The sequence below is a fragment of the Spirillospora sp. NPDC052242 genome, assembly GCF_040679555.1.
Classification (GTDB): domain Bacteria; phylum Actinomycetota; class Actinomycetes; order Streptosporangiales; family Streptosporangiaceae; genus Spirillospora.
On the sequence record NZ_JBFAUZ010000037.1, the window covers coordinates 74,555 to 99,516 of the forward strand.

At 73.7% G+C, this 24,962-nt stretch carries 18 protein-coding genes; 13 read left to right on the forward strand and 5 right to left on the reverse strand.

What is annotated here, in order from left to right; translation table 11 throughout:
- Nucleotides 1-111 precede the first annotated feature (111 nt).
- Nucleotides 112-537 carry a PGPGW domain-containing protein gene (locus AB0L25_RS27815; RefSeq protein WP_500175652.1) on the reverse strand — a complete coding sequence of 142 codons (426 nt, stop codon included), beginning with the start codon at nt 535-537 and terminating at the stop codon, nt 112-114.
- A gap of 388 nt (nt 538-925) precedes the next feature.
- Here AB0L25_RS27815 and AB0L25_RS27820 point away from each other — a divergent pair, with 388 nt between their 5' ends.
- Entirely contained in the window at nt 926-1,666 is a 741-nt protein-coding gene (locus AB0L25_RS27820) for a sulfotransferase family protein (RefSeq protein ID WP_500175653.1), read from the forward strand.
- A 33-nt stretch (nt 1,667-1,699) separates the two neighbouring features.
- On the opposite strand, the gene AB0L25_RS27825 is transcribed toward AB0L25_RS27820, so the two are convergent.
- Both AB0L25_RS27825 and AB0L25_RS27830 read right to left on the reverse strand, forming a co-directional pair.
- On the reverse strand, nt 1,700-2,368 hold the full coding sequence (locus tag AB0L25_RS27825) for a TetR/AcrR family transcriptional regulator (RefSeq protein ID WP_500175654.1): 669 nt from the start codon (nt 2,366-2,368) through the stop codon (nt 1,700-1,702).
- A gap of 108 nt (nt 2,369-2,476) precedes the next feature.
- Nucleotides 2,477-2,650 carry an arginase family protein gene (locus AB0L25_RS27830; protein ID WP_500175655.1) on the reverse strand — a complete coding sequence of 58 codons (174 nt, stop codon included), beginning with the start codon at nt 2,648-2,650 and terminating at the stop codon, nt 2,477-2,479.
- Between the two features lie 260 nt (nt 2,651-2,910).
- Between AB0L25_RS27830 and AB0L25_RS27835 the strand changes: the two genes are divergently transcribed.
- Genes AB0L25_RS27835 through AB0L25_RS27850 form a run of 4 tightly spaced genes read left to right on the forward strand, consistent with a single transcriptional unit; the run spans nt 2,911 to nt 7,256 of the window.
- Nucleotides 2,911-4,467: a chitinase gene (locus AB0L25_RS27835; protein ID WP_500175656.1), complete on the forward strand. Its 1,557-nt coding sequence runs from the start codon at nt 2,911-2,913 to the stop codon at nt 4,465-4,467.
- 9 nt (nt 4,468-4,476) lie between these two features.
- Nucleotides 4,477-5,760 (forward strand): chitinase, encoded by a 1,284-nt coding sequence (locus AB0L25_RS27840; RefSeq protein ID WP_500175657.1) that lies wholly within the window; start codon nt 4,477-4,479, stop codon nt 5,758-5,760.
- A 28-nt stretch (nt 5,761-5,788) separates the two neighbouring features.
- Nucleotides 5,789-6,652 carry a lytic polysaccharide monooxygenase auxiliary activity family 9 protein gene (locus AB0L25_RS27845; RefSeq protein ID WP_500175658.1) on the forward strand — a complete coding sequence of 288 codons (864 nt, stop codon included), beginning with the start codon at nt 5,789-5,791 and terminating at the stop codon, nt 6,650-6,652.
- Nucleotides 6,653-6,668: 16 nt separating this feature from the next.
- The gene (locus tag AB0L25_RS27850) at nt 6,669-7,256 is read left to right on the forward strand and encodes a DUF305 domain-containing protein (protein ID WP_500175659.1); all 588 of its coding nucleotides are present in this window, start codon (nt 6,669-6,671) and stop codon (nt 7,254-7,256) included.
- Here AB0L25_RS27850 and dnaE read toward each other — a convergent pair.
- Nucleotides 7,243-10,857, reverse strand: coding sequence for a DNA polymerase III subunit alpha (gene dnaE / locus AB0L25_RS27855; RefSeq protein ID WP_500175660.1), 3,615 nt, complete (start codon nt 10,855-10,857; stop codon nt 7,243-7,245). The two genes, AB0L25_RS27850 and dnaE, sit on opposite strands and share 14 nt — an antisense overlap.
- A gap of 77 nt (nt 10,858-10,934) precedes the next feature.
- Here dnaE and AB0L25_RS27860 point away from each other — a divergent pair, with 77 nt between their 5' ends.
- The 3 genes from AB0L25_RS27860 (at nt 10,935) to AB0L25_RS27870 (ending at nt 13,742) form a co-directional block, all read left to right on the forward strand.
- Nucleotides 10,935-11,882: a LysR family transcriptional regulator gene (locus AB0L25_RS27860; RefSeq protein ID WP_500175661.1), complete on the forward strand. Its 948-nt coding sequence runs from the start codon at nt 10,935-10,937 to the stop codon at nt 11,880-11,882.
- Nucleotides 11,883-11,905: 23 nt separating this feature from the next.
- A complete protein-coding gene (locus AB0L25_RS27865) occupies nt 11,906-12,685 on the forward strand; it encodes an aminoglycoside adenylyltransferase family protein (RefSeq protein ID WP_500175662.1) in 780 nt (259 codons plus the stop codon).
- Between the two features lie 502 nt (nt 12,686-13,187).
- A complete protein-coding gene (locus tag AB0L25_RS27870; RefSeq protein ID WP_500175663.1) occupies nt 13,188-13,742 on the forward strand; it encodes a PepSY domain-containing protein in 555 nt (184 codons plus the stop codon).
- 52 nt (nt 13,743-13,794) lie between these two features.
- Here AB0L25_RS27870 and AB0L25_RS27875 read toward each other — a convergent pair whose 3' ends face one another.
- Nucleotides 13,795-14,859 (reverse strand): RNA ligase (ATP), encoded by a 1,065-nt coding sequence (locus AB0L25_RS27875; protein WP_500175664.1) that lies wholly within the window; start codon nt 14,857-14,859, stop codon nt 13,795-13,797.
- A gap of 212 nt (nt 14,860-15,071) precedes the next feature.
- On the opposite strand from AB0L25_RS27875, the gene AB0L25_RS27880 reads away from it, so the two are divergent.
- The 5 genes from AB0L25_RS27880 (at nt 15,072) to AB0L25_RS27900 (ending at nt 24,850) form a co-directional block, all read left to right on the forward strand.
- Entirely contained in the window at nt 15,072-17,213 is a 2,142-nt protein-coding gene (locus tag AB0L25_RS27880; protein WP_500175665.1) for a TerD family protein, read from the forward strand.
- Between the two features lie 446 nt (nt 17,214-17,659).
- Nucleotides 17,660-21,409 (forward strand): RHS repeat-associated core domain-containing protein, encoded by a 3,750-nt coding sequence (locus tag AB0L25_RS27885; RefSeq protein WP_500175666.1) that lies wholly within the window; start codon nt 17,660-17,662, stop codon nt 21,407-21,409.
- An 11-nt stretch (nt 21,410-21,420) separates the two neighbouring features.
- Complete coding sequence (locus AB0L25_RS27890) at nt 21,421-22,203, forward strand: barstar family protein (protein ID WP_500175667.1); 783 nt, start codon at nt 21,421-21,423, stop codon at nt 22,201-22,203.
- Between the two features lie 97 nt (nt 22,204-22,300).
- Nucleotides 22,301-24,259, forward strand: coding sequence for an FUSC family protein (locus tag AB0L25_RS27895; RefSeq protein ID WP_500175671.1), 1,959 nt, complete (start codon nt 22,301-22,303; stop codon nt 24,257-24,259).
- Nucleotides 24,260-24,268: 9 nt separating this feature from the next.
- Entirely contained in the window at nt 24,269-24,850 is a 582-nt protein-coding gene (locus AB0L25_RS27900; protein ID WP_500175668.1) for a hypothetical protein, read from the forward strand.
- The last annotated feature ends 112 nt before the right edge of the window (nt 24,851-24,962 follow it).

A 24,962-nucleotide genomic window follows, 5' to 3' on the forward strand; every position in this document is an offset into this window, starting at 1 on the left:
TCACAGTTCCCGTTCGCTTATCTTTTCCCTCCCGTAGGAGCGGGCTCGAACAATTGCGGGCCCGTTTCTACGGGCTGGGCGAATTCGGCGGGACGTCCCCGGCGAGGACGGTCAGCGGGCGTCGTCCGGGGCGGGCGGGGCGGCGAGCGCGGCGGCCTTGACCCGGCGGTGGCTCCACGCCAGCAGCCCGATGAGGATGAACCCGGACAGGATCAGGCCCGAGCCCGTGCTCCAGCCGCTGAACGGGAGCCGGTCGACGAGGCCCCACGCCACGCCCGCGCCGAACAGCGCCGCCGCCGTGAGGATCGACCCGGCGAGGCGCCACGGCGACGACACGCTCTCCTCGGCCGCCCGCATCGCGGCGTTCTGGACGGGGTCGACGTAGCGCTCGACCATGGGGAACTCGCGGGCGAGCACGAGCAGGCCCGCCAGCACCAGCAGCAGCCCGGGGCCGGGCAGGACGAGCAGCGCGACGCCGGTCAGCGTCAGCAGCGCTCCGACGACGAGCGCCACGCCGCGCCTGACGTGTCTGGCCATGCCCGGTCCTCCATCCGGCCACCGATGAGGGAACGCCCTGTCCCCCTGCACGGGTCACGCTATGTGACCCGGGGCCCTGACCGGTACCCGGACGTCCCGTGTCGGCGCCGGGCGCCCGCGCGGCCGGGGCCGCCCGCGGAGGCTTCATATTAAAGCGACCGAAAAGGTGGGAATTCTCGAACGCCTTTTTGTGACATCGACCACTCACCCCTTGCCTACCAGTCAAAATAGGCAATACGTGATCATTCCGACGGGAACGCGAGGCGGGACATTGAGCTTTTCCGAAACGTGATCTAGCGTCGATCGGGTGCCGCCCGATGCGTGCTCCTCGGGGCCGCGGGACCCGGCGCAGGGCGGCGCGTGCCTACCGAGGGTGAGAGGCGTCAGCATGCTCAAGGTCATCGGTGCGGGACTGCCGCGAACGGGGACGACGTCGATGAAGGCGGCCCTGGAACGGCTCGGGCTCGGGCCCTGCCACCACATGTTCGAGATCCTCACGAATCCGGCGCAGGCCGACCGCTGGCTCCCGGCCGCCGGCGGCGGGCCCGTCGACTGGGACCGGGTGCTGGACGGGTACGCGTCCGCCCAGGACTGGCCGTCCAGCGGGTTCTGGCGCGAGCTCGCCGACGCCTACCCGGAGGCGAAGGTCGTGCTGACCGTCCGCGACCCTCGCCGCTGGCACGCCAGCTTCAGCAACCTGATGACGAACGGCCCCGCCATGACGGCCGCGGACGACCTGCCCGAGGCCGCGCGCCCCGTCGCCGCCGCCATGGAGCGGATGCGCCCCATCCTGGACCGGCACGGGCGCGACCTCTTCGGCCCCGACTGGGACCCGGAGTCCGGCGTGCCCGACGAGGACACCGCCGCCGCGGCCTTCGAACGGTACGTCGAGACCGTCCGGGCGGGCCTGCCCGCGGACCGGCTCCTGGTGTTCGACGTGCGCGAGGGCTGGGGCCCGCTGTGCTCGTTCCTCGGGGTCGAGGCCCCGGACGAGCCGTTCCCGCACCTCAACGACGGCGACGCGCTCAAGCAGATGTTCGGCAGGCTGCTGACCGAGGGGCACGTCTCCATCCCGCTGCCCACCCCCGTCGCGGCCGGGGACGGCGAGGTCCCCGCGGCGAACGCGTAGGACGGGCCGCGGGCCCCCGTCACTCGGGAGACGTCAGGGCCGCGCGTCCCCGGCGGGACGCGGCGGCTCCTCCTCCAGCAGGCGGGGGAACTGGTCGAGCAGGTTCAGCAGGACCTCCTGCAGGATCAGGTGGACCTGCGCCCTGGTCAGCCGCCCGGTCTTGAGCCATTCCCGGCTGGTCGCGACGGCCATCGCCGCGTAGCCGTGGAACGCGGCGCGGATCTCGGGGCGGTCCCGCGACAGCGGGGTGAGCCCGACGACCTCGGTCATGTGGTCGACGGCCCGGTCCCGGCCCTCCTCGAGGATGCGCTCCAGGTCCTCGTCGCCGCCCGACGTGGTCATGTCGAGGGCCGCGACCCACGTCTCCCGGTTGCGCTCCAGCAGCTCGAGCCACGCGTCGAGGCTCTGCCCGACGCGGTCCCGCACCTCCGCGCCCTCCACGAACGGCGGGATCGGGATCGGCGGGACGCTCATCATCTTGCTGACGGCCGCCAGGTACAGCTCGCGCTTCGTGCCGAAGTAGTGGTTCAGCAGCCCCCGGCTGACCCCGGCGGCGGCCGCGATCTCGGTGTTGGACACCTCGGCGTACGGGCGGCGGCTGAACAGCCGGCGCGCGCACGCGAGGATCTGGTCGCGCCGCTCGTCCGGTTCCTTGCGGACGCGCCGCGGCGGCGTCCCCTCGCCCGCTGCGTCGTCGCTCATCTGTGCGCTCACCGTCCTCGCCCGTCCGGGGTCCGACGATACCGGGCACCGCCGCGATGACCGCGATGCCCGCTTACTGGCACTCCGCCAATGATTGTCGGCATCGTGTCAACCTACCGCGACCGCCCGGTCGTACGGCGGCGACACCTCGACGACCTCCATGCCGAGCAGGCCCTCCGCGGCGAACCGGCGGACCAGCTTCAGCACCTCGCGCGGGTACAGGCCGCCCGGCTCCGGCTGGGTGTCGAGGTGCCGTCGTGGCGGGCGCGGGCGAGGATTCACGGCCGGTTTGGTGCTGTTCGCCGGAGGGCGGGGTGGGAGTTCGGCGGGTCTTGCCAATGTTCGCCGACGGGCGGTGGTGGTTCGGGCGGCTAGCTGCGGTGGTTGGTCGGGGGGCTCGGGCGGTGCGGGGCGTGGGGGTTGTCGGGGGACGGAGGCGTGGTTAACGTGCCACCAATTAGGAAACCTTCCTATTAGATCGCGATCGCTTCGGGGTTCGGGGGAACGTCCGTCAGCTCCCTATCCGCGCCTTGGAGTTTCTCTTGCGCACGCGTTCGTTCGCCGGCGTTCTCGCCGCGCTGCTGCTCGTCCTGCTGGTTCCGCCGCCCGCGCTGGCCGCCGCCGCGCCGGCCGCGACGTTCGAGAAGACCGCCGACTGGGGGTCGGGCTGGCAGGCCAGGTTCACCCTGACGAACGGGTCCGCCACCGTGATCGACGGGTGGCGCGTCGAGTTCGACCTGCCCGCCGGGACGAGCGTCGGCTCGTTCTGGGACGCGTCGCTGACCCGCGACGGGAACCGTCACACGTTCACCGACCGGGGCTGGAACGCGTCGATCCCGCCGGGCGGGACGGTGACGTTCGGGTTCCTCGGGAGCGGGCCGGGCGCGCCGGAGAACTGCACGTTCAACGGGGGCCCGTGCGCGGGCGCGCCGGGCGGCGGGCTCGGGGCTCCGGGGACGCCGCGCGTCACCGGGCGCACCGACACCTCGCTGACGCTGGCGTGGACGGCGAGCGCCGGGGCGCCCGACGGGTACCGGGTGTACGCGGGGACGGACGTGCGCGCGAGCGTGACCGGGACGTCCGCGACGGTCGCGGGGCTCGAGCCCTGCAGCACGCACACGTTCACCGTGAAGGCGTTCGACGGGGAGGGCGAGTCGGCCGGGAGCACGGTCACGGGGACGACCACGGGGTGCGCGACCGGGCCGCTGCCGAGGCACTTCCTGACCGGCTACTGGCACAACTTCGAGAACCCCGCGCAGGAGCTGAAGCTGTCGCAGACGCCGGACGAGTACGACCTCGTGGCGGTCGCGTTCGGTGAGGCCACCGCGCGGGCGGGCGAGGTGGTGTTCGGGGTCGACCCGGGGCTGGCGCAGGCCGTCGGGGGGTACACGGACGCACAGTTCAAGGCGGACGTCGCGGCGCTGCGGGCACGGGGGAAGAAGGTGATCCTGTCGGTCGGCGGCGAGAAGGGCACGGTGCGGGTCGACAGCGCGGCCGCCGCGACGCTGTTCGCGGACTCGGTGTTCGGGGTGATGACCGAGTACGGGTTCGACGGCGTCGACATCGACCTGGAGAACGGGCTGAACGCGACGTACATGGCGCAGGCGCTGCGGGCGCTCCGGGCGAAGGCCGGGAGCGATCTCATCATCACGATGGCGCCGCAGACGATCGACATGCAGTCGACGGGCGGGTCGTACTTCCAGCTCGCGCTCAACATCAAGGACATCCTGACCGTCGTCCACATGCAGTACTACAACTCGGGCTCGATGCTGGGCTGCGACCAGGGCGTGTACGCGCAGGGGTCGGTCGACTTCATGACGGCGCTGGCCTGCATCCAGCTCGAGAACGGGCTGCGCGCGGACCAGGTGGCGCTCGGGCTGCCCGCGGGGCCGGGCGCGGCGGGCGGCGGCGTGGTCGCGCCGTCGACGGTGACGGACGCGCTCGACTGCCTCGCCCGGGGCACGAACTGCGGCTCGTTCCGGCCCGCGCGGACGTACCCGGACATCCGGGGCGCCATGACCTGGTCGATCAACTGGGACGTCACGAACGGCGGCGGGTTCGCCCGGACGGTCGGCGCCCACCTCGACACGCTGCCGTAGGGGGACGTCATGCGGAGCATTCTCTTCGCGGGCGCGCTGGCCGCGGGCCTGCTGGTCGCGGCGCCGTCGGCGCACGCGGCGAACGTCCTGGCCAACGGCGGGTTCGAGCAGGGGCTGGCCGGCTGGACGTGCTCGGGCGGCGCGACGGCCGCCGGTGCGGCCCGGACGGGCGCGGCCGCGCTGGCGGGCGGCGTGACGGCGGGCGACAACGACGCGGGCGAGTCGGCGCGGTCCGCGACCGTGACCGGGACGACGGAGGGATGCGCGGACGTGGGCCTGCCGAAGCACGCGCTCATCGGGTATCTGCACGCGAGCTTCGCGAACGGGTCCGGATACGTGCGGATGGCGGACGTCCCGGACGCGTGGGACGTCGTGAACCTCGCGTTCGGGGAGCCGACGACGCCGACGTCCGGCGACGTCCGGTTCGAGCGGTGCCCGGTGGGCGAGTGCCCGAACGTGGAGAGCGACGCCGAGTTCGCCGCGGCGATCCGGGCGAAGCAGGCACGAGGGAAGAAGGTGCTGCTGTCGATCGGCGGCCAGAACGGGCAGGTGCAGCTGACGACGGCGGCCGCGCGGGACGCGTTCGTCCGGTCGGTGTCGGCGATCATCGACCGGTACGGGCTGGACGGCCTCGACGTCGACTTCGAGGGGCACTCGCTCTACCTCGACCGGGGCGACGCCGACTTCCGGAACCCGACGACGCCCGTGGTCGTCAACCTCATCTCCGCGCTGGAGGAGCTGACGGCGAGGTACGGCGACGGCTTCGTCCTGACGATGGCGCCCGAGACGTTCTTCGTCCAGGTCGGGCACCAGTTCTACGGCGGGACGAGCTCCGGCGACAACCGGACGGGCGCGTACCTGCCGGTGATCCACGCGCTGCGCGACGAGCTGACGGTCCTGCACGTCCAGGACTACAACTCGGGGCCCGTCATGGGCCTCGACGGCCAGTACCACCACATGGGCGGCGCCGACTTCCACATCGCGATGACCGACATGCTCAAGGCCGGCTTCCCCGTCGCGAACACCGGGCACACGTTCCCGGGGCTGCGGCCCGAGCAGATCGCGTTCGGGGTGCCCGCCGCCGTCAGCGCGGGGAACGGCCACACGCCGCCCGCGCAGGTGCAGCAGGCGCTGACCTGCCTGGTCGAGGGGCGGCAGTGCGGTGCGTACGAGCTGCGCGGCGGGCCGTCCCCCGCCCTGCGCGGCCTCATGACGTGGTCCATCAACTGGGACCGCTACTACGGCTGGGAGTTCATGAACGCCCACGAGCCCTTCCTGAATTCGCTCCCGTAGGCCGTCCACCGATCCCGGAAGGAGATCCATGCGATCCCCCCGCTCGAAGGCCGCGCTCGCGGCCGTCACCCTGCCGGCCGCGTCGGTCGCGGTCGTGCTCGCGTCGGCGGCGCCGGCGAGCGCGCACGGCACGATGTCGAACCCGCCGAGCCGCGTGTACGTCTGCAAGAACGAGGGGCCGGAGACGCCCGACTCGGACGCCTGCAAGGCGGCCGTCGCGGCGAGCGGCACGCAGGCGTTCTACGACTGGAACGAGGTGTCGCTGCTCACCGTGGACGGGCGGCACCGCGAGATGATCCCGGACGGGCAGTTGTGCAGCGCCGGGCGCGCGAAGTACCGGGGGCTCGACCTCCAGCGGGCCGACTGGCCCGCGACGCGCGTGGCGCCCGGCCCGTTCGAGATCACCTACCACGCGACCGCGCCGCACCGGGGCAGCCGCTTCGAGTTCTACATCACCCGCGCCGGCTGGGACCCGACGCAGCCGCTGCGCTGGTCCGACCTGGTGCACCTGCGGACGTTCGACGACGTCGACCCGACCACGTTCACGAAGTGGACGCTGAACCTGCCGCAGCGGACGGGCCGGCACCTCGTCTACTCGATCTGGCAGCGGATGGAGTACAGCGACGAGGCGTTCTACACCTGCTCCGACGTGGACTTCGGCGGTGCCGGCACGCCGAGCGGCCCGCCCACCGATCCCCCGACCGACCCGCCCACGGACCCGCCCACCGACCCGCCGACGGACCCGCCGTCCGGGACGTGGGCCGCCGGGACGTCCTACGCCACCGGCGACACGGTCACCTACGGCGGCACGACGTACGAGTGCCTCCAGCCGCACACCGCCATCGCCGGGTGGGAACCGGACACGACGCCCGCGCTGTGGCGGGCCGCCTGACGCCGGGACCGACGCGATGAAGTACGCCGCGCTCGCGCTGCTCGCGGCCTGCGGCCTGCTGCTGTTCGCGCGCTGCGGTGCCGGCGGCCCGCCCGCCGGCACCGCCGCCGCGACCCGCGGCGGCGCGGGCTTCAACTCGACCGACGTGATGTTCCTGCAGATGATGGTGCCGCACCAGGGTCAGGCGGTGAAGCTGGCGGCGCTCGCCCGCGAGCGTCCCGTGCGGCCCGAGGTGCGGACGCTCGCCGCGGCGATCGAGACGACGCAGCGCGCCGAGGCCGACGGGATCGTCGGGCGGCTACGGGGGTGGGAGCGTCCGCTGCGGGCGCCCGCCGACTCCCACCACGCGCACGGCGGCGTCGTCCCGGAGACGACCGACGCCGAGCTCGCGGCGCTGGAGCGGCTCCCGGCCGCCCGGTTCGAACGCGAGTTCCTCAACCTGCTGATCGCCCACCAGGACGACGCCGTCCAGCTCGCCCGCATGGAGCTGGACGGCGGCGAGGACCCGTGGACGCGGAAGCTCGCCGGGAAGGTGGAGCGGTCGCGGTCCGCGCAGATCGAGCGGATGCTCGTCCTGGTCGACGGCCGGGTCAGGAGCGGGTGACCGAGTCGGGGCCGAGCAGCGACTTGACGTCGCCGAACAGGGCCGCGTCCGGGGCGACCCGGAACGGGGCGAGGTCGAACAGGACGCTCGCCGGGCCGCCGCGCCGGAGCAGCAGATGCACCGGCGCGGCGCCCGGGTGCGCGAGGAGGATCTGCTTCAGGTCGCGGACGAGCCGCGGCGTCACCCGCGACTCCGCCACCGTGATCACGACGGGGGGTTCGGCGTCGCCGGGTCCGGTCACGTCCAGGACGGTCACCTCCTCGGCGTACACGCTGATCGTGTCGTCCCGCAGGTTGATCCTTCCCTGCACGGACACGACGCGATCCTCGGCGAGCGCGTCCCCGTACAACATGTAGCTTCTCGGGAAGACGAGGCATTCGACGGACGCGTCGTGGTCTTCGAGCGCGACGATCGCCCACGGGCTGCCCTGCTTGGTGACCTTGCGCTGCAGGCCGGAGACGATGCCGCTGAGCCGGACGCGCCCGTCCGCCCGGCCGGACGCGAGCAGTTCGGCGATCGTCCGGTCGCGGTGCCGTTCGAGGACGGGCTCGGTGCCGTCCAGCGGATGGCTCGACACGTACAGGCCGAGCATCTCCCGCTCGTGGGCGAGGAGGGTGGCCTTGTCCCATTCGCCGTCGGGGATCGCGACCGCGAGGGCGGCGTCCCCCGCGCCGGGCCCGGCGGTCGCGCCGAACAGGGCGTCCTGGCCGTGCGCCTCGCGCCGCTTGACGTCCACGACGGCGTCGGCGGCCTGCTCGTGGACCGCGACGATGCCCTTGCGGTGGTGGCCGAGGCCGTCGAACGCGCCCGCCTTCGCGAGCGACTCCAGCACCCGCTTGTTGCACACCGGCGCGGGCACCTTGGCGAGGAAGTCGTCGAACGAGACGTACGCGCCCTTCTCCGCGCGCGTCCGGACGATCGCCTCGACGACGCCCGCGCCGACGTTCCGGACGGCGCCGAGGCCGAACCGGACGTCGTCCCCGACGGCGGCGAAGTCGAGGACGCTCTCGTTCACGTCGGGCGGCAGGACGCGGACGCCGAGGCGGCGGCAGTCGGACAGGTAGACGCCCATCTTGTCCTTGTCGTCGCCGACCGAGCTGAGGAGCGCGGCCATGTACTCGGCGGGGAAGTTCGCCTTGAGGTAGGCGGTCCAGTAGGAGACGAGCCCGTACCCGGCGGTGTGCGACTTGTTGAAGCCGTAGCCGCTGAACGGGACGAGGACGTCCCACACCGCCTTGATCGCCTCGGCGGAGAAGCCGCGTTCCCGCATCCCGGACGAGAACCGCTCCCACTCGGCGTCCAGGACCTCTTTCTTCTTCTTGCCCATGGCGCGGCGCAGCATGTCGGCGGCGCCGAGCGAGTACCCCGCGAGCCGCTGCGCGATCGCCATCACCTGCTCCTGGAAGACGACCAGGTGGTAGGTGTCGCCGAGGATCGGTTCGAGCGCCTCCTCCAGTTCCAGGTGGATCGGCTCGACCTTCTGGCGGCCCGTCTTGCGCAGCGCGTAGTTGGTGTGGGCGTCCATCTCCATCGGGCCGGGCCGGTACAGGGCGTTGACGGCGGCGATGTCGGTGAACGTCGTCGGCCGCATCATCCGCAGCAGGACGCGCATGCCGCCGCTGTCGAGCTGGAACACGCCGAGCGTGTCGCCGCGCGCGAGCAGCTCGTAGGTCTTCGGGTCGTCGAGGGGCGCGGTGCGGACGTCCACGTCCAGGCCCCGGTTCGCCTTCACGCCCGCGACGGCGTCGTGGATGACGGTGAGGTTGCGCAGGCCGAGGAAGTCCATCTTGAGCAGGCCCATGTCCTCGGCCTGCGTGAACGGGAAGCCGGTGACGACCGGGCCGGCGGCCTTCGGGCGGACCAGCGGCAGCACGTCCAGCAGCGGCTCGGACGACAGGATCACCCCGGCGGCGTGCACGCCCGTGCCGCGGGTGAGGCCCTCGACACCAACGGCCGTGTCGATGACGCGCTTGACGTCCGGTTCGTCCGCGTACATCCGGCGCAGTTCGGCGGCCTCGCCGTGCCGCCGGTGGGACGCGTCGTGGATGGCGGCGAGCGGGATCTCCTTGCCGCCCTCGGCGGCCGGGAACGCCTTGGTGATGCGGTCGCCGAGCGCGTACGGGTAGCCGAGGACGCGGCAGGCGTCCTTCACCGCGGCCTTCGCCTTGATGGTGCCGAACGTGACGATCTGGCACACCCGGTCGTCGCCGTACCTGCGGGTGACGTAGTCGATCATCTCCTCGCGGCGGCGGTCGTCGAAGTCGAGGTCGACGTCCGGCATCGTGATCCGCTCGGGGTTGAGGAAGCGCTCGAAGATGAGCCGGTGCTCGATCGGGTCGAGTTCGGTGATGCCGACGCAGTACGCGACCATCGAGCCGGTCGCCGAGCCGCGCCCGGGGCCGAGCCCGATGCCGTTCTCGCGGGCGTGCCGGCAGATGTCGGCGACGACCAGGAAGTACCCGGGAAACCCCATGTCGCCGATGACGGACAGCTCGTGGTCGATCCGGTCGAGGACGTCCTGCGGCGGTGCGTCCCCGAAGCGGGTGCGGGCGCCCCGGAGCGTCTCGGCGCGCAGCCAGGACGCCTCGGTCTCGCCGTCCGGGACGGGGAAGCGCGGCATCAGGTCGCGGTGCGCGAACACCTCGCCGTAGTCGCCGACGCGTTCGGCGATCAGGAGCGTGTTGTCGCAGGCCCCGGGCACCTCGGCGTCCCACATGGCCCGCATCTGCGCGGCGGTCTTGATGTAGTAGCCGCTGCCGCCGAACCGGAAGCGGTTCTCGTCGGCGAGCCGCTTGCCGGTGCCGATGCACAGCAGCGCGTCGTGCGCCTCCGCCTGGTCCTCGGTGACGTAGTGGGAGTCGTTCGTGGCGAGGGGCGGCAGGTCCAGCTCGCGGCCGAGCCGGATCAGGTCCTCGCGGACGCGGCGTTCGATCGGCAGCCCGTGGTCCATCAGCTCGAGGAAGTAGTTGCCGGGGCCGAACACGTCCCGGTACCGGGCGGCGGCCTCGGCGGCCTCCGCGTACTGGCCGAGCCGCAGCCGCGTCTGCACCTCGCCGGACGGGCACCCGGTGGTGGCGACGATGCCCGCCGCGTGCTCGGCGAGCAGCTCGGCGTCCATCCGCGGATACTTCTGGACGTGCCCCTCCAGCCAGGCGCGGGACTGCAGGCGGAACAGGTTCCGCAGGCCGTCCGCGTCCACCGCCCACATCGTCATGTGCGTGTAGAGGCCGCGCCCGGACACGTCGCCGCCCGCGCCGGTCGTCTCGTCCGACTTCCGCAGGGACGGGTCGTCGCTCCAGAACACGGGCGCCCGGTGGTGCCGGGACGCGGGCGCCACGTACGCCTCGATGCCGATGACCGGCTTCACCCCGGCCCGGTTCGCGGCGTGGAAGAACTCGTAGGCGCCGTGCACGTTGCCGTGGTCGCTCATCGCGACCGCGGGCATCCCCTGCCGCGCGACCTCGTCCATCAGCGGGCCGACCTTCGCGGCGCCGTCCAGCATCGAGTACTCGGTGTGCACATGCAGATGGACGAACGAGTCCACTGCCCCTCCCGCGCCCACTACGCCTCCCGGTTGTCGCCGATCTCCCGCAGCCGACATTCGACCCGCTGGTAGAGTCGCCCGTCCAACAATCGACACGCTCGGCGGTCACATCCACCGGTTGTCGGAGGAGCTGAATGGACCTGGACCTCGGCGCGGTGCGCGCCTTCGTGGCCGTCGCCGACGACCGGTTCTTCGGCGACGCCGCCGCCCGGCTCGGCATCAGCCAGCAGGCGGTGTCGAAGCGGATCGCGAAACTGGAGTCCGACCTCGGCACGGCCCTGCTGCGCCGCACGCCGAACGGCGCCGAGCCCACCGACGACGGCGCGTCCTTCCTCGTGCACGCCCGCGCCGTGCTCGCGCTCGCCGACCGGGCCGTGGAGCTGGTGCGCAGCCGGCACCGGGCGCTGCGGGTGGACGTGCTCGGGACGCGGCTCGCGCCCGTCGAGATCGTCCGGGCCTTCCACGAGACGGTGCCGGACGTGGGCATCGAGATCCTGCGGTCCGGCGGGCTGGCCGACGCGCTGCCCGCGCTCGCCCGCGGGACGATCGACGCGTTCTTCGGCCGCGCGGTCGGGGACCTCGGCGACGTCGAGGCGCGGCCCGTCCTGCTGGAGCCGATCCACATCCTGGTGGGGCGGGAGCACCCCCTCGCCGGGCGCGACCGGGTGCCGATCGCGGAGCTGGTCGGCCCGCGGCTGTGGCTGCCGGGCGCCGCGCGGGCCGACACCGAATGGGCCGACTTCTACCGCGCGCTCACCGCCGAGTTCGGCGTGCGCATCGACACGTCCGGCCCGGACTTCGGCCTGGACGACATGGTGGAGCGGACCGCCGCGTCCCGGGAACTGATCACGTTCGGCGTCGGGGAGAAGATCCGCGTGCCGTGGCATCCCGGCGTCGTGCGGATCCCGGTGGTCGACCCGGTCCCGGTGTACCCGTGGTCGCTGCTGTGGCATCCGCGCAACCGGCATCCGGTGCTGCCGCCGCTGCTCGCGTACGCCCGCGAGGGCTTCCGCCCGTTCCGGCCCGGCCGCGAGTGGCTGCCGGAGCCCGACCGTCCCGCCTTCTCCGTCCCGCCCTCGTGATCGGCTGTGCCAGCATGGTGGCGATGGGACGGACCGACGGTGCCGCACAGACCGGCCTTGTTCTCGATCTCCTGCACGCCGTCTTCGGCGCCGACCTCGTCGGCGCGTACCTGCACGGGTCGGCCGTGCTCGGCGGGCTGCGGCCGCACAGCGACGTGGACGTCCTCGCGGTCGTCCGGCGGCCCGCGGCGGAGGCGGAGCGGCGGGCGCTGGTGGCGGGGCTGCTGCCGGTCTCCGGGGGCGGTGCGCGGCCCGTGGAGCTGACGGTGGTCGTGGAGACGGCCGTCCGGCCGTGGCGGTACCCGCCGGTCTGCGAGTTCCAGTACGGCGAGTGGCTGCGGGACGAGTACGAGCGCGGCGCGGTCCCGGCCCCGGAGCCGGGCCCCGACCTGGCGCCGCTGATCACGATGGCGCTGGCCGGGGACGCGCCGCTGTTCGGCCCGCCGCCGTCCCGGGTGTTCGACCCGGTGCCGCACGCGGACGTCGTCCGGGCGATCGTCGGGAGCGTCCCCGGGCTGCTCGGCGAGCTCGACGGCGACGCCCGCAACGTCGTCCTGACGCTGGCGCGCGTGTGGGCGACGGCCGCGACCGGGGAGATCATGCCGAAGGACGCGGCGGCCGCGTGGGCGCTGCCCCGGCTGCCCGCGGAGCACCGTCCCGTCCTGGCCCGGGCGCGCGCGGTCTACCTGGGCGAGGAGGACGAGCGCTGGGACGACCTGCGCGCCCGGCTGCGCCCGCACGCCGAGTTCGTCGCGGCCGAGATCGGCCGGGTGTCACATTCGGCGGGGGCGCGTCGTCCTTAGGGCATGAGAGCTGCTGAGGAGCCGGCGGAGGCGTTCGAGGCAGCCGGGACGCCCACGGGAAGAGCGCGAACCCGGCGACGAGCGGGACGTGCGCGAGCGCGAACGCCAGCGGTTTCGCCGGCAGCTCCCAGGCCGCCTCGATCTCCCGGCCGTGCGGCATCAGGAACCACACGGCCGCGGCACCGGTCGCGCCGGCGAGCAGGGAGATCCACCAGACGTGCGCCGCCCAGGGACGCGGCGGCCGGACCGCCCGGCCGTCCCGGTCGGTCCGGGACGGCGGGGCGTCGCCTCGCACGGTCATGAACGGGCCCCTTTCCTGTTCATGAAAGCGCTCCCACATTCCCGTCGACCCCCGGCGGAGAAATGTGGGAGCGCTCCCATCGTGATCAGGCCACATCCCCTGTCAAGGACGGCCCGGCGCCTGGCCGTTTCGGGCCAACCGGGAACCCTCCCCCTGCGCACTCGCCCGCGTACGGAACGCGGTCGCGGGTAGAGGGTGGTCGTGAGAGGACTCGCCGCGACACTGGCCGCGATGCTCGCGCTGAGCGCCTGCGGCGGCGGCGACCCGGAAACCCCGGAACCGTCCGTCACCGGGGAGACCCTCACCGCGCCGCACACCACGCCGCTGCCCGTCACCACCCCCGCCGGGGGCGCCCTCGACCGGGCGGCGGCGACCGCGCTCAAGGCCGCCCCGGGCACCGCGCTGACGTCCGTCGAGCGCGAGGGCGACGGCTGGGAGGTACGGCTCGTCGCCGCGGACGGCGCCGAGCGCGAGCTCCTCGTGGACGGCGCGGGCACCGAGGTCGTCCGGGACGAGACCGAACCGGAGGACCGGGCCGACCGGGAGGAGAACCTGCGGCGGATCCGGGGCGCGAAGCTCGACTACCGGGACGCCGCCGACGCGATGCGCGCGACGGTCGCCGGGGCCCGCATCACCGAACTGGACCTCGACGACCACCGCGGCACGCTCGTCTGGGAGGGCGACGCCGTCGGCCCCGACGGCGCCCGGCACGCCCTCGTGATCGACGCCCGCTCCGGCCGCGCCCTGCGGCGGTGATCCCGGCGGCCGCGCGGCGGACCGCCGGGACCCGCTCACTCGGACTCCGGGCTCACTCGAACTCCGTGCCGCCCTTGCGGGTGAGGTAGCCGGGCGAGACGAACTTCGCGATCGCCCGCCCGCCGGTCACCGGGCTGCGGCGCCCCGCCGCGGGCCGCACGACCAGCCCCTCCCGCAGGTGCTCCGCCTTCCCCGACACCGTCTCGCGCCCGCTCGCCAGCTCCATCAGCAGCGCCTCGTCGTACCCGCCCTCGTACAGGACGGGCGCGGCGGGCAGGCCCGCGTCGGCCAGCACCTCGGCGAGCTCCGCCGGGTCGAGCCAGCGCACCGCGCCGTCCTCGCCCGCCACCGCGACGTCGAACGCCGCGTACCCGGGCTCGGCGGCGCCGTAGTGCAGGTCCTGCACGCGGCGGCCGTACACCTCCCCGAACAGCCCGACCCGGGACGCGCCGAACCGCTCCGCGATCTTCGCCGCCGCCTCGACGGCCCCGTGCGCCTCGAGCGTCCGCCAGTACAGGTTCTTGCCGTCGCGGACGAGCGCCAGCGACTTGCCGCCGAACCCCTTCGAGGACACGAACGGCTCGCCGTCCGCGAGCGTCAGCAGGCACGCCGTCCCGTGGATCTTCTCCGTCGCCACGACGGCCTCGCCGGGCTCGAAGATCGTCGGATACCGCTTGATGTCCTCGATCTCCACCCACCGGATCAGGTCGGGGGCCGGCACGACCTCGCCCGCCATGTGCACCGGGATCGGCGGCACCCACTTGACGATGCCGAGTTCGTCGGCGAAGTTCCGCCCCTCGGCGTGGGCCGCGGCGAGGTCCGTCCCGTCGAGGGCGCGCGGCCGGCAGACGATCCCCTGCGACAGCTCGCCGCGCAGCCGTACCGCCTTCACGCGGTTCTCGCCCGACCCGGCGAGCTTTCCGGTGAGCCCGAGTTCGCCGATCAGTTCGTCGGGGAGCAGCGACCCCTCGGGGATGTAGACGGCCCAGTCGCCGGTCGCGTACCGGCCCTTCTGCACGACCGCCCGGTACAGCCCCACCTGCGCGAGTTCCAGCGCGTCGGCGTTGTCGTGCGGAAGGATCGTCAGCCGTTCGGCCGTCACCCGCAGTGTCGACATCGGCATTCCCCTTTCCCGTTTCCGGGCCAAGAGTGGCAACCGTTCACCCCCCGAACAACCCATTTAGGACGTACGAGGCCGAAGCGTCGTCCGTCCGGGCAAGGCGTTCGCCGAGGTCGCCGGGGAGCCTGCGGGGGCCGCTTCGGGCCGCGCCTCGTGCGACTTCACGAAAACCGTTAGGCGAGGATCGCGAATATTGCGACGATTCCCGGGTGACCAACACTCTCGAGCGTCTCGTCGTGCGGCACGCGCACCGGGTGCCCGTCCCGGACGGCCCGGCGGGCGCGGGCGGCACGGCCGCGCGGCGGTTCGACGCCGCGCTCATGTCCGCCGGGTTCAAGCTGTCGGGCGACCTGCTCGGCGCGCTGTCCGGCCTCGCCGAGGACGCCGTCGACGGTCTCGCCGCGCGGGTGCTGCCCGTCGTGCGGGACATGGTCGGCGACCACGTCCGGCACAACGTCTACTTCCGGGACTTCCCGCACGGCGTCCCGGACACCCTCGACTTCTGGGTCTCCTGCATGGTGGACGCGCTCGCCGACCCGGACGCGAACGTCGAGATCGTGAACGGGTCGCTCAACCTCCTCTCGCTGCCGAAGTACGGGAAGTACCTGCACACCTACGAGGAGATGCTGGCCGCGCACGACGAACTGGTCGCGGGCGCCGGCGACCGGCTGACCGTCCTGCACGCGGGACGTCCGGTGGACGCCGAGGCCGAGCGGCTTTTCCTGGCGCTGGCCGGGAGCGTCACCCCGCTCACCGAGGAGGAGCGCGACGTCCTGCGGGTGCTCGCCGCGCACTGCACGGAGGCCGCGCCGGACGCGATCCCCGTGCGGGAGAACCGCGCCCTGATCAACCAGGTGCGGGTGGCCGAGGGCGGCGACCTCCTGCTCGACACGGTCACCGACGTCCTGCGGCTCGCGTGCGCGCTGTCGCTCGGCGACGTCACGCTCGCGGAACCGACGGAGTTCCTGCTGACCCGCCGCGAGCGCCGCGCGCTCCTCGCGGGGCTGGACGCGGTCGTCCGCGACAACCCGGCGAAGCTCGGCGACGTGGCCGCGCACCGCGAGCGCTGGAAGCGCCTCGGCGAGCGCCTGCACCCGCACGAGTACCCGCGGTGGCCGCACGCGCAGGACGTCTTCGCGGTGGCGCGCGGGGAGAAGAAGGCGCCGTCGTTCGCCGGCCGGGTCGAGGCCCTGCTCGGCGCGGGCGACGTCCCCGGCGCGGCGAAGCTCGCCGCGAACGCGCCCGGCGTGCTGTTCCGGTCGCTGGACCGGCTGCTGCGCACCGACCCGGACGCGTCCGGCGCGGTGCTCGACGCCGCCGAGGCCGTCGCCGGGCAGGTGTCCGGCCGGGTGCTGCTGTCGGTCCGCGAGCACCTGCTCAACCGGACGAGGAAGGCGAAGGGCACGCGCGTCTTCGCGGGCCGCACGGGCCGCGGCGTCGCCGTCCCCGACACCCGCCCGCCGCTCGACCCGGACGCGTTCCGGCGGCTCAAGGACCTGCTCGACGACGAGATCCGCACGCGGCTTCCCGCGCCCGCGCACCTCGTCGTGGACCCGGCCGTCCTCGACGTCGCGCTGCCGCTCAGCGGGAAGGCGACCGCGAGCGGCCTGGGCGTGCTGCCCCGCGGCTCGCTCTCGCCGGTCGACGGGGAACTGCTGCGGTTCTTCGTCTACTGGAAGCAGCGCGAATACCGCACCGACTTCGACCTTTCCGCACTCATGCTCGACCGGAACTACGGCAATCCGCAGTGGCTGTCGTACACGTCGCTCCGCAAGGTCGGCGGCGAGCATTCCGGCGACATCACCGAGGCGCCGGACGGCGCGTCGGAGTTCATCAACCTGTCGCTGCGGAAGGTCAAGGCGTCGTTCGTCATCCCGCAGGTCAACGTCTATTCGGGCGAAGGGTTCGACGAGGTCGAGGAATCGTTCTTCGGGTTCATGGTGCGGGACGAGAAGCAGGCGGGCCGGCCGTTCGAGCCCCGCACCGTCCGGACGAAGTCCGAACTGCGGGGGCCCGCCCGGATCGCGCTTCCGCTCGCGTTCGTCCGCGGCAAGGAGGGCGACTGGCACGCCAAGTGGATGCACCTGCACCTGCGCGGCGGGCTCGCGTTCAACACCGTCGAGGGCAACCGGGTGACGACGGCCGCGCTGACCCGCGCGGTCATCGACCGCCGCTACCTCACCGTCCGGCACCTGGTCGACCTCATGGAGCCGCGGCGGCTGACGGTGCTCGACGGGGTCCGGCCGCCGGACGAGCCCGTGACCTTCATCGGCCTCGAACGTCCCGACCGGCTCCACGAGGGCTCGACGGCGTTCACGCTGCAAAATCTGCGCGACCTGATCCCGGCCTGACTGTTAGAATCGTCGCGGTGAGGCCATGAAAGGGCTTCCTTCTCAAACTCTGCAAAAGTTAACCCAGCCCTTTCGCCTTCCTCCCACGGCCGAGGCCACGAGGGAGCTTCCTTCTGATGCCTGGCCCGAAGGGGCCAGTGTTTCAACCCAGTTCCTTCGCTCTCCTCGTCGAACGGGCGCCGCTCACCGCGGCGCCCGTTCCCTTTCCCGCACATTCCCGCCCGCGTGTGTTACCGTGTGATCGGCGAGGCCATGAGGAGGCTTCCTTCTCACACCTTTCTGACGCTCCAGCCTCCCCGCTTTCCTCGCCACCCGAACACCACGAAGGGCGCGGCCCCGCCGCGCCCTTCCGCGCGTCCGGACTTCGATGATCTTGTTAGGATCTCGCTCCGTTCGCCCCCCGCACGCGAAGGGAACGCCGATGCCCCCGTCCCCCCGTCCCGTCCATGGGTAGGCGCCGTCCGGGCCGCCGCGGACCGGGCGCCGCCGGAGGCGTCTTCGGCCGGGCGGCGGGCTCGCACTTCCCCGTCCCGGCCGGGCGGGGCCGCGGACCGGGCGCCTCCCCCGGTCCCGGCGGGAACCGCACCCCAGGCGGCAGGCGGGACGGGACGGACGGGAACCGCCGCGGCGGCTCCGACCAGTCCCGCGCCCGCACCGAGCAGAACTCCTCGACCACCAACGACCCGATCAACGTGGTCACCGGCGAGGTCCTGCTCACCCAGCACGACGCGGACCTCGGCGCCGCACTGCCGTTCCCCCTGACCCGGACGCACGTGTCCACCTACGGCGCGGGCCGGCTGTTCGGACGGACCTGGGCGTCGACGCTCGACCAGGCGCTCGAACTCGACCCCGAAGGCGTCCATTTCCTCGACGAGGACGCCACCGTGCACCGCTTCCCGCAGACCATGGTGCCGAACGTGGCGTTCCGGCCGGTCGCGGGCGCCCGCCGCGACCTCGTCCTGACGTCCGACGGCGGCTACACGCTCACCGACCCGCGCACCGGCCGCACCCTGCACTTCCCCGCCCCCGGCGAGCGGTACGGCTGGTCGCGGCTGCCGCTGGTCGCCGTCACCGACCGCAACGGCGACCGCGTCGACCTCGAGTACGAGGACGGCGTCCTCACCGGGATCCGCCCCCTCGGCGGCCCGCGCGTCGCCGTGGACACCGCGCCGCTCCACCTCGCCGGCCCCGAGCCCGAACGGCGCGTCACCGCACTGCGCCTCCTCCACGACGCCGACCCGGCCGGGACGGTCCTCGTGCGGTACGGCTACGACGAGGCCGGGAACCTCGCCGAGGTCTACAACTCGTCCGGGCGTCCCCTCAAGCTCGGCTACGACGACCGCGACCGGCTCACCGGCTGGGAGGACCGCAACGGCTTCTGGTACCGGTACACCTACGACGACGAGGGCCGCGCCGTGCGCGGCGAGGGCACCGGCGGCCTTCTCGACGCGACCCTGGACCACCGGCCGGACGAGCGCCGCACCGTCGTCACCGACGCGACCGGCCACGCGACGGTCTACCGGTACAACGCGTCCGGCCAGGTCGTCGAGGAGATCGATCCGCTCGGCGGTTCCGTCCGCACCGAGTGGGACGAGTTCGACCACGTGCTGTCGCGCACCGACCCCCTCGGCAACATCGTCCGGTTCGCCTACGACGACGTCGGCAACGTCACGTCCGTCGTCCACCCGGACGGGTCCCGCACCACCGCCGAGTACAACGAACTCCACCTGCCCACGCTCGTCACGCAACCCGACGGCACGACGTGGACCATGGAGTACGACGAGCGCGGCAACATGACCCGCATCGTCGATCCGTCCGGCGCCGCCACCGCCTACGAGCACGACGAACGGGGCGGGATCGTCGGCGTCACCGACCCGTCCGGCGCGACGTACCGGACGGAACTCGACCCCGCCGGACGACCGGTGTCGATCACCGACGCGTCCGGCACGACCACCCGCTACGCCTACGACGCGCTGGGCAGGCCCGCGAGCATCACCGATCCGTCCGGGACGACCGTGCTGCGCTGGACGGTCGAGGGGCTGCTGGAGTCGCGCGTCTCCCCCGGCGGCGCCGAGGAACGGTGGACCTACGACGCCGAAGGCAACGCGATCGCGTACACCGACGCGGCCGGACGGACCGAGCGCACCGAGTACGGGCCGTTCGACGTGCCCGTCGCGACCGTCCGCCCGGACGGCGCGCGCCTCACGTTCACCTACGACGGCGAGTTGCGGCTCGTCCGCGTCGGCACCCCCGAAGGGCTCGCCTGGACCTACGAGCACGACGCGGCGGGCCGGCTGCGCGCCGAGACCGACTTCGACGGCCGCACGCTCCGGTACGCGCACGACGCGGCGGGCCGGCTCGTCTCCCGGACCAACGGCGCCGGTCAGGAGACGACGTTCGTCCGCGACGCGTTCGGCGCGGTCGTCGAGCAGCGCTCGGGCGACCGGGTCACCACGTTCGCCCACGACGACATGGGCCGTCTCGTGCGCGCCACGGGCGGCGGCGTCGACCTCGTCCTGGAACGCGACGGCGCGGGCCGCGTCGTCGCGGAGGTGTGCAACGGCGCCCGCGTCGCGGTGGCCCGGGACGCCGCCGGCCGGACCGTCTCCCGCACGACGCCGACCGGTGTGCGCAGCACGTGGACGCACGACGTGCTCGGCCTACCAAGCCGCCTCGACACCACCGGTCTGCGCACCGGGACGCTGCAATTCTCCCGGGACGAACTCGGCCGGGAGGTCGAGCGCCGCATCGGCCCCGGCGCGGCGCTCGTCCAGCAGTGGGACCCGTCCGGGCGCCTCGCCGCCCAGGCGGTCTGGGGCGCCCCCGGACCCGCCGACCAGGGACAGGCTCGGCTGCTCCAGCACCGCGCGTACGGCTACCGCGCCGACGGCGCGGTCACCACCGTCGCCGACCGCCTCGGCGGGAACCGCGCCTACGAGCTCGATCCGCGCGGCCGCGTGACGTCCGTCCGCGGCGAGGGCCCGGAGGAACGCTACGCCTACGACGGGCTGGACAACGTCACCGCCGCCGAATGGCCCGGGGGCGAGGACGGCGCGGCGGGCCCGCGCGAGGTGTCCGGGACGCTCCTGCATCGGGCCGGCCGCGTCCGGTTCGAGTACGACGGGCAGGGGCGGGTGGTGCTGCGCGAGCACGTCACGCTCTCGGGCGCCCGCCGCCGCTGGCGGTTCGAATGGGACGCCGACGACCGGCTGACCGCCGCCGAGGTCCCCGAAGGGACCCGCTGGTACTACCACTACGACCCGCTCGGCCGCCGGATCGGCAAGCAGCACGTGGCAGCGGACGGCGCGGTCGACGAGAGCTTCGCCTACGCCTGGGACGGCCCGAACCTGGTCGAGCAGGTGCACCGTGTCCGCGGCACCGCAGGGTTCACCGTCCGCGCGTCCTCCTGGGACTACGAGCCCGGAACGTACCGTCCGCTGACCCAGCTCGACCGCACCGCCGCACCCGGCACGCAGGAGTGGGTGGACGAACGGTTCCACGCGATCGTCGCCGACCTGCTCGGCTCCCCCACGGAACTGGTCGCCCCGGACGGGACGGTCGCCTGGCACCGGGGCTCGACGCTGTGGGGCGCGGATCCGGACGGGACGGGCGGTGCCGCGCCGTGCCCGTTCCGGTTCCCAGGGCAGTACTTCGACGCGGAGACCGGACTCCACTACAACCACCAGCGGTACTACGACCCCGGGACGGGCCGGTACGCGTCGCCCGACCCGCAGGGCCTGGACCCCCAGCTCAACCCGCACGCGTACGTCCGCAACCCGACGCTCCTCACCGACCCGCTCGGCCTCGCCCCGTACAAGCTGTCGAGCAACAACCCGGTGCCGAGGAGGCTCAAGGAGGAGTACGAGAAGATCAAGGCGATGCGGGCCGCCGAGCGGAACGGGATCCCGTCGCCGCTGGGCGCCCCCACGCCCCGCGTCTACGACGAGCGCGACCGGCGGGAGGGGCGGATCCCGAATGGGCTGAACGTCGGCGACCAGAAGGTCTTCCAGGGCCACGAGCTGGGCGCGCAGAACAGGGCGCGCTGGTCGGGGGGCCTGGAGTGGGACGTGCCCGGCACGGACCACCGGATCGTCGAGATGCGCGACGGCAAGCTCGGCTACGCCCTCAACCACAACTACCGCAATCTCAAGCTCTTCCCCGGGCCGTGGTATCCCGAAGGGGGACCGGTCCGATGACGGAGGTGGGGATGGCGAGGTATCGGCTGATCGCGGACGACCGTCACGGCCTCGAGGAGGGGGTGCTGTGCTCGTTCGACGAGATCGAGGGGTTCTTCACCGGCACCCTCGAAGACGACATGGCGGAACGGTTCGGACTCGACGCGCTCGTCCGCCGCTACACCCCGGGCCCCCAGATGGCGGAGCTGCTCCCCGGCACCGGGAAGGCCACGGAGAACGTCGGCAGGCTGGAGGTCCTGGGCGCGGACGGCACCGTCCTCGGCGAGTACCACCTCGCGCCCAGCACCACCCGGCTCGTCCCCGAGGGCCTGCGCTGCTCGGCGACCACGTGGGGGCATCGCCCCTTCCCCGAGGAAGAGGAGATCTGGGACATGTGGCGGGCGGGGCCGCCGCGGACGGCGGGCCTCTGGGCGCGGTACGGAGACCGGGGCCGTCGCGCCTGGGTGAACGTGGCCATGCAGCGGCACGTGCGGACGGACGGCGCCGACCGTCCGGACGGCTCGACGTTCGAGCTGGACGGCGCCCACGTGACCGGCGGCGCCGGCTTCTTCTGCGCGCTCGGCGAAGCGATCAACGGGCCCGGCGGCTACTTCGGGAAGAACCTCGTCGCCGTCGACGACTGCATGTCCGGCGGCTACGGGACCACCGGCGGGTTCACGCTGGTCTGGCGTGACTTCGACGTCGCGCGCCGCTCGTGGGCACCGCGCGTCCCGAACGACCCGTACCACGACCCGTCCCTGGGGAAGGTCCTGGACCGCTTGAAGCAGTTCGGCGTCACCGTGGTGCCGCGCTGAGCGTGGGCGCGAGGCGGCGCGTAAGGCGGTGTTGACCTCCTGATATCCAGGACGGGGCGGTCCGGGGGCGGCCGTCCGAAGGGGGGCCTTGCGCGCGATGACCGACCGGGACGACGGCACGCGGGATCGGGGGCCGGGGGCGCGGCGGCCGGCGGAGCCGCCCGCGATCCGGGCGCCCGCGCGGGTCCGGGGGGCGTTCGCGGTGCGGCGGGCGGGGGTGCCGGCCGGGTCGGCGGCCAGGGTGGGGCTCGCGATGGCCGTGCCGTCCCTCGTGGGGGCCCTCGCCGGACGTCCGGACCTCGGCATGGTCGCGTCGATGGGGGCGTTCGCGGGCCCGTACGCGCGGGGCGTCCCGTACGGGCGCCGCGCGGCGGCGCTGGCGGCGACGGTGGCGGCGCTGGCGCTGGGGATGGTCGCCGGGACGCTCGCCGCGCCGCACGCGTGGGCGGTGGTGCTCGTCCTCGGGGTGTTCGCCGGGCTGAGCGGCTACGTGGTCGGCGTCGTGACGTCCCGGCCGCCGGGCGCGCTGCTGATCACGCTGGTGGCCGCGTCGGCGACGGGGCTGCCGCACGATCCGGGCGCGTGGGCGCTGCGCGGCGGGCTGGTGCTGGCCGGGGGCGCGTTCACCTGGCTGGTCATGATGTCGGGGTTCCTGCGGCGGCCGCGGCGGCCGGAGAACGCGGCGGTGTCGGCGGCGTTCCGCGCGGTGGCCGAACTGGCGGACGCCGTCGGCACCGGCGGCATGGACCAGGCGCGGCACGACGCGGCCCGGGCGCTGGACGCGGCGGCGCGGTGCGTCGGCGACCGCGGCGGCACCGCGCACGTGCGGCGGCTGCGGGCGATGGTGCTGCGGCTGAGCGAGGTGTTCGGCGCGGTGGTCGCGGCGGGCGCGCACCGTCCGCCGCCCGCGTCGGTCGGTGCGACGCTGCGGGAGCTCGCCGGTGCCGTGGACGATCCGGCGGCGGCGCCCGACCCCAACGCGGTGGGCGCGCCGGGCTGGACGGGCCGGGCCCTGCGGGCGACCGTCGAGGCGGCGCGCCGGACGCGGCCGGAGGGCCCGGCGCCGTCCGGCGGCTCGTCCGTGCGGGCGCTGCGGCTCGCGCTGGCCGGTGCGGCGTCGCGGCACTCGCTGGTGGCGGCGTCGGCGGCGCGGGCGGCGGTGTGCACGGCGGTGGCGCTCGCGGTGGTGTTCGCGCTCGGGCTGTCGCAGCCGTACTGGGCGGCGATCGCGGTGTGCGCGGTGCTGCAGGGGCAGACGCTCGTGGGGACGTGGCAGCGCGCGATCAACCGGTCGATCGGCACGGTCGCGGGGCTCGGGGTGGCCGCGCTGCTGCTGCCGCTGCATCCGCACGGGGTGGCGGTCGCGCTCATCGTGGGGCTGCTCCAGTTCGTCGTCGAGCTGCTGATCGCCCGCAACTACGCGCTGGCCGTCATGTTCATCACGCCGCTGACGCTGCTGCTGGTGGAGGCCGCGCATCCCGGGGCGTCGCCGGTGCCGTTCGCGGAGGCGCGGCTGGTGAACACGCTGCTGGGGTGCGCGATCGGCGTGGTCGGCGGGCACCTGCTGTGGCGGCGCGCGACGGGACGGCGGGTGTCGGCGGTGCTGGCGACGACGATCCGGCTGGAGGGACGGCTGCTGACGGCGGTGCTCGCGGGGCGCCCCCGGCTCGAGATCGTCCAGGCCCGCCGGGACGCGCAGTCGTCGCTGCTGAACCTGCGGGACGTGTACGTGCAGGCGGTCGGGGACCATCCGGCGGCGGAGACGCTCTGGCCGCGGCTCATCGCCGCCGAGCGGCTCGGGTACCTGATCCTGGCGCTGCCGGGAACGGAGTCGCCGGGGCGGGGCCCGCGCGGCGGCGGCGACGCCGCGGCGGTCGGGCCGTACTTCACCGGGCTCGCGGCGGCCGCGGCGGGCGGCGTCGTCCCGCCGGACGTGCCGGACGACCTGGACGTGCCGGACCCGCGGATCGGCACGGAGCTGCGGATGCTCGCCCGCCTGCTGCGGGAGCCGCCGCCGCGGCGCGAGCCCCGGCGCCGTGTCCGACGCGCGGTCTAGGGTGCCGGCATGGACGCGCTACGGGCGAAACTGGACCTGGTCAAGCGGGTCGAGGACGAGTACCGGTTCGGGGTCGAGATCCGCGAGCCGAACGCGCTGGAGCCGATCCCGGAGCTGCCCGCCGGGGTGACCGAGGTGTTCGGCCTGTTCTCGCGGCTCGCGGGCGACTACTTCAACTTCGTCCAGCCGGCGGAGATCGCCGGTCCGGACGCCTGGCGGTGGCGGCGGCCCAACGACCACTGCCCGCTGGGCGATCCGCTGGAGATCGGCTACGAGCGGTACGGGCTCTCGCCCGACCTGCGCGACGACATCGCGGGCGGCGCCCCCATCCGGCTCGACCTGCGGAACGGCGACGTCTACTACTGCGACCCCGACGACTACATCGCCTTCTACAAGTACGAGATCGACGAGGTGCACACGGAGGACTTCGCGGACGGCATCGTCGAGTTCTTCGACGAGTTCGTGCTGGGCCCGAAGTATCCGGAGCTGGTCGCGGGCGTCCTCGGGCCGAAGGTCGTCGAGGAGCGGGACCGGAAGGGCCGCCCCCGCGACTCCTGGATGCGGCTCCTCGAAGCGAGCGGCCTCCTGTGAGGAGGGCGCCCCCGGCGGGGGCCCCCCCCCGCCCGGGGCGCCGCCCCGCCGGGCGGGGGGGCCCGGGGGGGTCCGGGGGTGGGGGGGGCCACCCCCACCACACCCGCCACGG